The sequence below is a fragment of the Treponema sp. genome, assembly GCF_024696245.1.
GTDB lineage: Bacteria > Spirochaetota > Spirochaetia > Treponematales > Treponemataceae > Treponema_D.
The window spans coordinates 43,800-54,083 of record NZ_JAILGZ010000150.1; the positions used below are offsets into that span (position 1 = coordinate 43,800).

The 10,284-nt window shown below is 37.3% G+C and carries 9 protein-coding genes and 1 pseudogene; 1 reads left to right on the forward strand and 9 read right to left on the reverse strand.

Translation table 11 applies throughout. The features are described from left to right. Nucleotides 1-34: 34 nt before the first annotated feature. From K6D58_RS10690 to cas2, 8 genes are all read right to left on the reverse strand, one after another. Nucleotides 35-1,360, reverse strand: a complete 1,326-nt coding sequence (locus tag K6D58_RS10690; RefSeq protein ID WP_296830513.1) for an FtsX-like permease family protein — start codon at nt 1,358-1,360, stop codon at nt 35-37. After that, nucleotides 1,360-2,043 (reverse strand): ABC transporter ATP-binding protein, encoded by a 684-nt coding sequence (locus tag K6D58_RS10695; protein WP_296830515.1) that lies wholly within the window; start codon nt 2,041-2,043, stop codon nt 1,360-1,362. Before K6D58_RS10695 ends, K6D58_RS10690 begins: the two co-directional genes overlap by 1 nt. Continuing rightward, nucleotides 2,036-3,313 (reverse strand): FtsX-like permease family protein, encoded by a 1,278-nt coding sequence (locus tag K6D58_RS10700; RefSeq protein WP_296830517.1) that lies wholly within the window; start codon nt 3,311-3,313, stop codon nt 2,036-2,038. The genes K6D58_RS10695 and K6D58_RS10700 overlap by 8 nt, the downstream gene beginning before the upstream one ends. 4 nt (nt 3,314-3,317) lie before the next feature. Beyond that, a complete protein-coding gene (locus K6D58_RS10705; RefSeq protein WP_296830518.1) occupies nt 3,318-4,304 on the reverse strand; it encodes a hypothetical protein in 987 nt (328 codons plus the stop codon). Nucleotides 4,305-4,318: 14 nt separating this feature from the next. Then, entirely contained in the window at nt 4,319-5,194 is an 876-nt protein-coding gene (gene ftsY / locus K6D58_RS10710; RefSeq protein WP_296830521.1) for a signal recognition particle-docking protein FtsY, read from the reverse strand. A gap of 17 nt (nt 5,195-5,211) precedes the next feature. Then, nucleotides 5,212-6,939, reverse strand: a complete 1,728-nt coding sequence (locus tag K6D58_RS10715) for a hypothetical protein (RefSeq protein ID WP_296830522.1) — start codon at nt 6,937-6,939, stop codon at nt 5,212-5,214. A gap of 3 nt (nt 6,940-6,942) precedes the next feature. Continuing rightward, nucleotides 6,943-8,085 carry a peptide chain release factor 2 gene (gene prfB, locus K6D58_RS10720; RefSeq protein WP_296830524.1) on the reverse strand — a complete coding sequence of 381 codons (1,143 nt, stop codon included), beginning with the start codon at nt 8,083-8,085 and terminating at the stop codon, nt 6,943-6,945. Between the two features lie 66 nt (nt 8,086-8,151). Next, complete coding sequence (gene cas2 / locus K6D58_RS10725; protein WP_486389763.1) at nt 8,152-8,520, reverse strand: CRISPR-associated endonuclease Cas2; 369 nt, start codon at nt 8,518-8,520, stop codon at nt 8,152-8,154. Between the two features lie 9 nt (nt 8,521-8,529). Between cas2 and K6D58_RS10730 the strand changes: the two genes are divergently transcribed. After that, nucleotides 8,530-9,501, forward strand: a complete 972-nt coding sequence (locus K6D58_RS10730) for a tetratricopeptide repeat protein (RefSeq protein WP_296830526.1) — start codon at nt 8,530-8,532, stop codon at nt 9,499-9,501. Here the strand turns inward: K6D58_RS10730 and K6D58_RS10735 are convergent. Then, nucleotides 9,498-10,284: pseudogene (locus tag K6D58_RS10735) on the reverse strand (hypothetical protein); the annotation flags it as partial. The gene K6D58_RS10730 and the pseudogene K6D58_RS10735 overlap by 4 nt on opposite strands.

A 10,284-nucleotide genomic window follows, 5' to 3' on the forward strand; every position in this document is an offset into this window, starting at 1 on the left:
AATCCTCATTTAAATGATTCTATTTTATCATATATCAGTTTTTACGCAAAGTATCCATTGGTTTTTCTTTTGCGGCCTTAAGGGCAGGTAAAAGTGAAACTAAAAGTGAAAGAATAAGGGTAAAGAAAACAATAAATATAAGTTCTCCTCCGGGAATCTCTATTTCTATTTTCTGAATATAATAAGAAGGGTCCAGCAGATGAAAATCAGAAGAAGAACCCAGCCCTGTAAAGAAATTAACGATTCTTTCTATAAAAGTAATTATATAATTAATATTAACGGCAGCAAATAATCCTGCAGGAAGTCCTATAAGTACACCCCCAAGACCACAGCCCAGTCCTGTAATTATAAAAGCCAGGGCTATTCCATAAGGAGATGCCCCTGTACTTTTAAGGATTGCTATTTCCCGGCTCCTTTCCATTACAATCATTACTAAAGCTGAACTTATGTTAATGCTTGCCACCAGAACAATAAGAAGCATTATAAGAAGAAGCATAAGCTTTGTAGAAGAAAAGTTTTCTGTCTGGGAAGCATTTAATTCCTTCCAGGTATAAAGCTTTGCAAAATCAAAGTATGCATTTTCCTTATCAGATTGGAGCCAGGCATTTACATTCTGGTAAACCCGGTTTAACTCAGGAGAAAAAGGATCTTCCGTAGAAAGATTAATACAGTATTCCCTTCCCGATAAAGACAGGGCAGAAAAAGAATCAGAAATAGAAATAAAAATCCAGAGCTGGTCCAGTTCCTGATAACCTGAAGAAATAATTCCTTTAACCTTAAAAACAGAGGCTTTTGGAGACATTTTTCCTGTACTTGAATTAATGGTTATTATAGTAAGGCTGTCCCCGGTTTTTAAAGAAAGCCTTTCTGCCATTTTATTACTTACAAGAGCACTTCTACCTTCTGACAAATCACAGCTTCCTTCTACTAAGTCAAAAAGGGAAGAAAAATATTTGTTTTTAGAAAAAAGATCACTCTCTACCCCTCTTACCATAGCTCCTGTTCTTATACCACCTTTAGAAGCAAGGGCCTGACTTCTTACTTCCGGCACAGCATCCTTTACACCATCAATTTTTTTTACGGAAGAAGCTGTCATAAGAAAATCACTTTCTCCGGAAACATGTCGGGACATGGAATCATAAGTAATCTGAAGATCTCCTGTTGCAAGATGAATCATACGGCTTGTCATTCCCTGAATCATACTCTGGCTTATTACCAGAACTGCAATAAGGGGAACAAGACTTATTCCAATACAAAGCATGGCTCCCTTTAAACTTTTACGTCCAAGGAGATCCCTGCCATCTCTTGACCGGGGAAAAAGTATTCTTGATGCATAAAAAAAACTTGCTGCTGCTTTCATCAGTTTTCCTTTACAAGTTTTCTGTTTTCAAGAAAGTAAGTAATGCTGCCTTTTTTAGCAAGCTTCATATCGTGAGTTACCATAAGAAGGCTTTTTTTATAGCGTTTTGTAATATTAAAAAGAAGGTCTCCGATTAAAAGGGCATTCTCAGGATCAAGGTTTCCTGTTGGCTCATCAGCAAGAACAATCTGAGGATCATTAATTAAAGAACGGGCAACAGCAACCCTCTGCCTTTCTCCACCGGACAACTGACCTGGAAGATGAGAAGCCCTGTCAGCAAGTCCCACATCCTCAAGAAGAGCCCTGGCCTTTTCCATAGCACTTTTTTTAGGTACACCTGCCATATAAGCCGGAAGAAAAACATTTTCCAGTGCAGTAAAATCCTTAAGAAGATGATGAAACTGAAAAACCAGACCAAGAACCTTCTGTCTAAAGACAGTAAGTTCTTCTTCCTTAAGATTATTAAGGTTTTCCCCCTTCATTATTACACTTCCTGAATCAGGATGATCAAGAGCTGCAATAATATTAAGAAGAGTAGATTTTCCACTACCGCTTTTTCCGGCTATAACTACACTTTCTCCTTCATGAACCTGAAGATTAAGGTTTTCAAAAAGGAGAATATTTTCTACAGGAGTTACAAATGATTTTTTTAAATCCTTTACATCAAGAATAAGATTACTCATCTCTGAGAACCTCCGTTACAGAAACTTTTAGAAGCTTTCTACCTGCAAGGAAAGAAGCTGCTACTGATGAAAAAACACCAAAGATAAAAATTAAAAATATTTCACCAAATTCCATACGTGGTGGAATACGGGCATAAACATTAAACATAGTATTTTCAGAAAGATACTCAAGGGAGGCTGGAGAAGAAAGCCAGGTAATAAAATATTCAAATAAATACTGAAGTCTGGACATTACCCTGAATACAAATGACATATTGGATGTAATCACCAGTCCCAGGGCTAAACCGCTGACAGCTCCCTTAAAACCGGTAATAAATCCCTGAAGAAGAAAAATACTTTTTAACTCCCTCTGGTAAGCACCAAAAACTTCAAGAAGGGCACACTCACTTTTTCTCTGATAAATAAGTTTTTTCATACCATTGTGAATGTTAATGGCTACCACTAAAAAAATTAGAAGAACCATTAAGAGAAGAATATTTTTTTCCATACGAAGGGCACCAAAGAAACTTCTGTTAAAATCTGTCCATGGCAAAACCTCTGAATCAGGAAAAGCTTTTTTTATGGAAGGAATAAGGGAATTAACCTGAGAAATATCCTTAAGTTTAAGGCCGTAATTAAGCAGGGCTTTTTTACCAAAATTATTTTTACCTGCTTCAAGATTAACAAAGGAATAAGCTGAATTAAGTTCCGGATAGCCGGAATAAAAAACTCCCCTGACAGTAAAAATACGGGACTGAGATAAAAGGCTTACATCACTGGAACCACTCATGGCTGCAATACAGATTTTGCTTCCTGTATTAACACCAAGAGCACGGGCAATGGAGTTTCCGATTACAATGGAATCAGGTGTATCAAGATTAAAACTTCCGGAAATAATATTAAGTTCCTTCATAAAATTTTTATCTTTAAGGGCAGCGTCAATATCAATACTTCTGATCAGGGATGCACACTGCTGACCTGAATTAACGGCTAAAAGTCCCTGAGCATCATAAAAAGAAGTTACGTTTTTTATTCTATCGTCCTTACTGCACCAGGAAGAAAATTCACTCTCATCTGTAATATTCCTTACATTAACATGGTAAGAAGAAACTTCAAGAATGGCATCTATAAAAGTCATCTGAAAGCCATTCATTACACTCATAATTACGACCAGGGCAAGTACACCAAAACATATACCTAAGGAAGCAAGTCTTGAAGTTCCCCTGGAATCAATTTTAGAAAAACGTCTGGAAATAAAATAAATCCACTTTAACTTTGACGATAAATTCACTCTGCTACCTCTGAACTTCCTGATTATTATAGAAGACAGTTTCCTTTACCTTAATGCCATGTTCGTAAAGAACCTGCATTTTAAAATCATCATCAAAATAATAAGTAATGATTTTTTTCTTATCATCAATATTCTTTTTTGAAACACGGAGAACATTGTTTTCGTAGAAATCTTCATCAGGGCTTTCGGCAAAATCCTTGTAGTCATAAAGATATCTCTGCTTAAACTTTACTTTTGATTTATTGCCGGATGTTATATATTCATTATATTTTTTTTCTTTAATACGGTTTTCTTCATCATAAATAAGAAACTGCTCAGACTGAATCAGCCTTCCCTTTTCTTCGTTCATAACCCATTTTTTTATTGAAGTGCACTTACCATTCTGGTTATAAATATTTTCTGTATAGGTCTGACTTTCCTTATCACTTTCATAAGTTCTGTAAAGATTTTTTTCTTCACTGTCTGAATATTCAAAAATTATTGTTCTTACAGGATCTGCTCCCAGCTGGCTTTTACTCTTCCAGAAAGTTTTTTCCCTTAAAAGATTATCATCTCCGTAAAGCCTTTGAATAATTTCATTACTGTTTACGCTTACTAAAGCAGTCCCCTGAGGAAGTTTTAAAACAGAAAGCTTTTCTTCTCCATACTGAAAGTAAGAAAGGGTGTTGTCATTTTTTCTATAGAAAGCTTCAGGAATATTAACTTCTCCCCCTTCTATAGCCCCTTCGCTTTGAGGACCATAAGCCGGGTTTTCAAGAAGATCTGTCAGTTCCAGACCTGCTTCAGATTCAAGAAGACCGGCATCCTCTACACTGTCATCAGAATAAAAAAGATTTTCCTGAGGAAGATATTCACCATAATCATAATAATGACGGAATGTTTTCTGGTATTCAGCATAGCCGGAGCGTGAAAAATACCACTCCTGAGCTGCAGGTACCTGAGGATTCAAAAAATTTAAAATTGCACCTAAAGACCAGAAAATTATATCCATAAAAAATCCTGCTTTTATTTTGCACTCATAAATTCGTCAATATATTTTTCACAATCCATGGAAGCAATATTTTCGTATTTTTCTCCAGTGCAAACAAAAAGAACCGGAATACCAAGATCCTTTCCAATGGTAACAATTTCTCCACCTTTAGCAGTAGAGTCATATTTTGTAAGGACAAGGGCATCAAGACCTACAGCCTCATTAAATACCTCTGCCTGACGGACTGCATTCTGTCCTGTAGTTGCATCAATTACAAGAATCTTTTTATAACAGGCTTCATCTGCTTTTGAAGAAGCAATTCTGTCAATTTTCTTAAGTTCGTTTACAAGATTTTCTTTATTATGAAGACGACCTGCTGTATCTGCAATTACAAGTCCCCCTCCGGCAGCACGAACAGATTCACAGGCATCAAAAACTACAGCACCAGGATCACTTCCCATCTGATGTTTAACAACCCTTACACCAAGTTTTTCTCCATGCATGGCAATCTGATCTACAGCAGCAGCCCTGAAAGTATCAGAAGCTGACAATACTACATTGATTCCCTTCTGGCTGTAAAACTTAGCCATCTTTGCAGCACTTGTAGTTTTTCCAACCCCGTTTACCCCAAGCAGCATATACACATTTACTTTTGAAGGATCAGGATTAAAGTCAGTTTTTTTAACGTAAGACAAAAGCATTTTTTTAAGCTGGGCAGCAACCTCTTCTTCTCCGGAAATCTTTTCTTCCCTGCAAACTTTTTCCAGGGCATCTACAATTTCTACAGCAGACTTTGCACCAAGATCACCTTCTATAAGGGCATCTGTAAGTTCTTCAAAAAAATCATCCCCGGCCCCCTTGTACAAACCAAAAAGAGATTTTAATTTCTGACCAAAAGTAAGTTTTGCCATTTTTACCATTCCTGTATTTAATTATTTATATCTGTATCTGAAGAAGACTTAACGGAAGTATCTTCTTCAGGATTATTTTTTACGGACAACTTTTCTTCTATCATTGAATTCAGACTGGCCTTATACCAGTCCTCTGCTTTAAGAATATCCCTTTCTTTTGCAGGAACTGCATAAACCGGAAGGGCCTTATTTGCAGTCCTTAAATATCTTACCAGTTCAAAGGCAAATAAACATGCACAGCCTATTGTAACCCCAGTACTTATAGTCTGATATGTATTCCACTTATTAATCTCATCCACATTGGTATAAGTACCAGCATTATAACCGTTAACCATATTCTGATAACGGCCCTGAGAATACAAAGTAAAAGGCAGTGAAAGCACAAGAAGGGAATAGGAACGGTACATCCATATTCTTCTTTTTTCTATCTGGGCTGCCACATCTGTAGATTTTCCCTTTACCATTATATCAGACATGGACTCTGAAAGATTTTCCGGAATGTAATAAAAATAATAGGAAGAATCACTGTCAGAAACAACCTGACCAATAACAGCATTGCCGTTAACCGTAACAGGAACAGAAAGCATGTCATCTGCTATTTTACCGCTTAACTTTCCATCTGCATAAACAGTAGAAAGAACAGGATACCTGAGATAAAGAAGAACCTGCCCCTTATTTTCTTTTTCCATGGGAACTTCAACAGTAAATTTTCTGTCACCTTCAAAATTGTAGGTTATGGATTTTGTCATATAATTTTTTGCAGAAAATTCCAGTGTATGAATTCCTGAATCAAAAATGAGTCTTGAATAATTAGAGAATACAACTCCGTCAACAGTAACAACAGGAATAACTTCTTCTTCGGAAGAAATATTTACATTCACTTCTACAGGACGGCTGTTAAGGATTTTTGGAATCATATAGCGGGCAATGTTTGAAGCAATGGACATACAGTCGTTTAAGCTCCCTACTTCCGTTACAGTTCCTGCATTTTTTGCACCAGGATAAATATAAAGGGAAGCAGTTACAGAGGCGTAGTCACCATAGACTGTAATGCTTCCGCATATAAGGCCGTTAATCTTTTTTGATACAACTTCTTTTTCAAACTTACGGCCTGTATAAGCATCCGCTGTAATTTCATCAGAAAAAGAAAGAAGTGAAGTACTGTCATTATTATAAAAAACAAGGGTTTCTGCGGAAGGATAATCAACAAGATCTTCTTCTTCCTCTGAGTCAGAAAAAGGATTAAATGGAAAAAAAGAAAATCTTCCCTTAGACTCATCTTCTTCTGTATTTTCAGCACCGGCCTTTCTTTTTTCTACCTGAGCCTTTGCCTTTTCACAGTTACTGATATTTTCCTGAATCTGCTGCTGAATCTCTTCTATTTTTTCGTTTTCTGCAGCTATAAGCTTTTTTAATTTACGGGGATTATCTTCCGTTAAAACAAGTGAATCTCTTGTCTGAACTTCCTTGGACAGCTGAAGAAAAAGACTCTGCCTTTCCGTAAGATATTCATTAAGTTTACGGTCCAGCAGTTCTTCATCTGTTGTCATTCTGGCAGGACTGTCTGCTATACGTTCAAGAATAAGGGATGGAAGAATTGTTGCAGCTGATTCCTGGGCAGAAGAAACAGGAGTCTTTCTTGTAAAAGTAAATTTCGTTGCTGCAAGAGTCCAGTTATCACAAAAAGAAACTCCACCTGAAATGAGGAGAAAAAGAACTATACAGCAGCGAAAACTTTTCTTCATTAATTAATCTTCACCAAGGTCATCATCATCATCAATACCGTCAGAAGCAACTCCCTTCCATTTGGCACTAAGATATGAATCAAGGAATCCGTCTATATCACCGTCCATAACACCCTGGATGTTACCAACAGAGTATTTTGTACGGTGATCCTTAACCATTGTATAAGGCTGGAAAACATAAGAACGAATCTGACTTCCAAAAGAAATATCTTTCTTTTCTCCGGCAAACTTTGAATTCTCCTTTTCCTGCTGATCCTTATAATATTCATAAAGTCTTGATCTAAGGATACTCATGGCTGTTGCACGATTCATAAGCTGACTGCGTTCACTGTCACAGGCAACAACTATACCGGTTGGAAGGTGAGTAAAGCGGACAGCAGATTCAGTTTTATTAACATGCTGACCACCCTTACCACCAGAGCGGTAAGTATCAACACGAAGATCCTTAGGATCAATATTTACTTCTATAGAGTCATCAAGTACCGGGAATACATAAACAGAAGAAAAGGAAGTATGACGTCTTGCATTTGCATCAAAAGGAGAAATGCGGACAAGACGGTGAACACCTGCCTCACCCTTTGTATAACCAAATACGTAAGGTCCTGAAATCTTCATATTAATTGATTTAAGACCTCCTTCGGCTTCTTCCTGAGAAAGCACTTCTACCTTATAGCCATGACGTTCAGCCCATCTCTGGTACATACGGGAAAGCATAAAGGTCCAGTCACAGGCCTCTGTTCCACCGGCACCTGCATGAACAGAAAGGAAGCAGTCATTTTTATCAACTTCATCTGAAAGAAGGTTAAGGATGCTCTGATGGTCATATTCAGCCTTAGCCTTTTCGTACATGGATTTAAGTTCGTCTTCTACTCCCTGATCCCCTTCTTCCATTCCAAGTTCGTAAAGGGTAAGAAGGTCATCTGCAGTTTTACGAAGTTCTTCCCAGGGTTCAACACGGCCCTTAAGCATTTTTATATCATTCATTACTTTTGTAGCCTTGTCGTTATCATCCCAGAAACCTTCAGCTGTAGTTAAAGCTTCTTTTTCTGCAATTTTTGCCCGTATTTCTTCCGGATTAAGACGTGACCATACATCTTCAATATCCTTTTTAAGCTGTTCTACGGGTTCTTTTAAATCTTCAAGCATATTACTATCCTAAAAATAAATTTTTCTTAATTTAGATACATTGTTTTGAGAAAAATAATGAGGTATTCAATATTTTGGGGCGCGGTCTGATGGAGAAGCAGGCCTGTCAGGAGCCTTAAACTGGGCTTTTTTCCATTTTTTCTGTTTAAGTTCAGTTATTACAAAAAGACCATTTACAGGAAACTGATACATGCGGATTTTATCATAATAATCAGTTACCCTGTCCACATCTTTTTTAAGGGAAGAAACAGTTTCTTCGTTAATGCTCATACATTCCCAGCAGGAACGCTGAATTTTTTTAAATCCATACATTGTAAGGATATTAACGAGAGACTTTGCACTGTCCATTCCACCTGGTTCCACTATTACAGAAACAAACATAAACATAGGATAATTAAAACTTCCATACTTGTCAAACTGCTTAAATTGAGTCACTATTTAAACATGAAGAAAATTATACTTGCGTTTACAATACTTTTTGCCCTCAGCAACAGTCTTTTTGCCCAGTCCCAGAGACCAATTGTTTCAGGAATCAATACATCTGCCTCATCTAAAAAAATTGTAGTTTCCTGGAAGCTGCCGGAAAAAACAGAAGGGAGCCATATAACTTCCCTTCTTATATATAGAAGAAACAGACCTTTTAACTCTACAAAAGACCTTGATAATCTAAAGCCTCTTGCAAAACTTTCTTCTCAGGCAGAAACCTTTGCAGATACACCGGAAGATTATTCTGAATATTTTTATGCCGTTATTTCTGTAACAGGTGAAGGAAGCTGGACAGGCAGTGACCTTTACTATGACGAAGAACTGGATGCAAAACCAGAAGAAAAAGACGGCAAACCCTTCTATATTATTCTTCCGGGAGTAAACACAACTTCTGAAGGAACAAAACTTAAAAGATATTCAAAAAAGGAAGCTCAGCCTACAGTTCAGGAAAATACACGAAAAAATGAATATAAAGACGGCCAGCTCAGGGAACAGCCCCTGCCTTACATTGATGTCCTTAACAGCCAGACCGAAAAGGAAAGTACAATCTCAAAGGATTCAGAAAATGCAGCCCTTTCCCTTTTAGGAAAAAACTCATCTTCTGCAAAAAAGACCCTGGATATGTATATTTTTGAAGATGACCTTATAAGCCCTTCCGGTGGAGATGATTATCTTCTTTTTGAAGTACTGAGAAAATCTTTCATTAAGGAAGACTTTAAGCTTGCAGAAAGTGAACTTAAAAAATTCCTTGCCCAGAACCGTTCAGAAAATGCCAGCAACAGGGCAAACTTTTACCTGGGAGAATCATATTACTTTACAGGAAAATACGCCTCTGCCCTTTCCTGCTTTCTTCTGGTAGAAGACGAATACCCTGTTCTTGCCAACCGCTGGATTGAAAGTACACTGAATCTTTTTGAAAAAGAAAATTAATAAACCTGTTCAATAAGATTTATAAGGGTTGTTTCCTTTACAGGAGATTTTAAACTCTCCTTAAGGGATTCACGCTCTATTGTTTTAGCCTGCTGTGTAGAAGGAAGGCCCTCCTTATCTGCACCAGGCCGGGTTTCGTTGGCAGCATCTGTCTTTTTAGCTGCTTTCTCTTCCGGAATCTTTACAAGAACAACTTCATCATCCTGGTTAAGGGTGTCATAGAAACCTTTCTTTGTATATTTTCCTTCGCAGATTTCTTCATCAACCCTTTCTACAACAAAGCTTCCTATAATATTGGATTCATTGTAAGTAAGGCCGGGACCTGAATCTTTTGTAACAATAGTGCCCTTTCTTACAACATCAAATTCTGCTCCCTTTACAATGCCGTCACTTTTTCCAAGATCTGTAAGGATGGTTCCATTTGCAATCTGTAAAACCTTTCCCCTTACAGGAAGAATATCAAGAACAGCACTACGGAGACGTCTTAAAGATTTTGCAACCCTGTCATTCCCTGTTCTGTAAATATGAAATTCAGATGTCTTTGTTCCTGTCCTTGCAGAATACAAAACAGCAGAAATAGTAAAGGAACGTTCCGTTTCATCTGTATTAAGAAGAAGGAAATAATCCATACCGGAACTTCTTGCCAGACGATAAGCTTCTCCATATCCAGAAACAGGTTCTGTTTTTACTTCTACAGAAGTGCTGGCTACCCCGTTAAAAATATTTTTTACACTAAGGGCCAGGATTTCTGCTGAATCAGGATGTAAAAGCTGCACTGTTGTA

What these genes read in the sequence shown, in the direction of transcription:
- K6D58_RS10690 (WP_296830513.1), bottom strand. Translation starts at nt 1,360, where the DNA reads ATGAAAGCAGCAGCAAGTTTTTTTTATGCATCAAGAATACTTTTTCCC.
- K6D58_RS10695 (WP_296830515.1), bottom strand. Translation starts at nt 2,043, where the DNA reads ATGAGTAATCTTATTCTTGATGTAAAGGATTTAAAAAAATCATTTGTA.
- K6D58_RS10705 (WP_296830518.1), bottom strand. Translation starts at nt 4,304, where the DNA reads ATGGATATAATTTTCTGGTCTTTAGGTGCAATTTTAAATTTTTTGAAT.
- ftsY (WP_296830521.1), bottom strand. Translation starts at nt 5,194, where the DNA reads ATGGCAAAACTTACTTTTGGTCAGAAATTAAAATCTCTTTTTGGTTTG.
- K6D58_RS10715 (WP_296830522.1), bottom strand. Translation starts at nt 6,939, where the DNA reads ATGAAGAAAAGTTTTCGCTGCTGTATAGTTCTTTTTCTCCTCATTTCA.
- prfB (WP_296830524.1), bottom strand. Translation starts at nt 8,085, where the DNA reads ATGCTTGAAGATTTAAAAGAACCCGTAGAACAGCTTAAAAAGGATATT.
- K6D58_RS10730 (WP_296830526.1), top strand. Translation starts at nt 8,530, where the DNA reads ATGAAGAAAATTATACTTGCGTTTACAATACTTTTTGCCCTCAGCAAC.